Source organism: Xanthomonas sp. SHU 199 (genome assembly GCF_000364665.1).
Taxonomy (GTDB): Bacteria; Pseudomonadota; Gammaproteobacteria; order Xanthomonadales; family Xanthomonadaceae; genus Xanthomonas_A; species Xanthomonas_A sontii.
On sequence record NZ_AQOI01000725.1, the window covers coordinates 1 to 627 of the forward strand.

1 pseudogene is annotated in these 627 nt (G+C 70.8%); it reads left to right on the forward strand.

Going from position 1 to position 627, the window contains the following annotated elements:
* Positions 1-234: 234 nt before the first annotated feature.
* A pseudogene (locus D183_RS25430) lies at positions 235-627 on the forward strand (UDP-forming cellulose synthase catalytic subunit); the annotation flags it as partial.

A 627-nucleotide genomic window follows, 5' to 3' on the forward strand; every position in this document is an offset into this window, starting at 1 on the left:
GGCGCCTGTGTCGGCCGCCGTCATCGGCACCGCGACCGGCACGCCGTTGCAGCAGCTGTTCCAGCGCCTGCTTGAGGTCGGCCGCGAGGCCGCGGTGCCGGCGCCGGGCGGTCCGCTCAAGCGCTTCTTGAATCGTTGATGCCATGCGGCGCCTGCGGGCGCCGCACCTGTTTGCCGTCGCCGCGCGGTGGGGAAGACCGCGCGCCGACCTCCTCCCCTTGTTAGGAACCGCCGATGAGCGCTGCCTCCGCGTCGCGTGCCGCGCGCCCGCTGCATGTCCTGGCCAACTGGTCGTTGTGGCTGCTGGGCGCCGTGTTGCTGGTCTTCGTCGTCGCCATCCCGATGGATGTGCCGCAGCAACTGCTGTTCTCGCTGGTGGTGTTCGCCGCGGCCATGCTGCTGCGGCGCAGCGGCAGCCGCCTGGCGATCCTGGTGATGATGGCGCTGTCGCTGGCGGTGTCCTCGCGCTACATCTGGTGGCGCCTGACCCAGACCGTGGGCATGAGCAGCCCGGTCGACCTCAGCCTGGGCCTGGGCCTGCTGCTGGCCGAACTGTACGCGTTCGTGATCCTGGCGCTGGGCTATTTCCAGGTGCTGTGGCCGCTGAACCGGCGGCCGCTGCCGCTG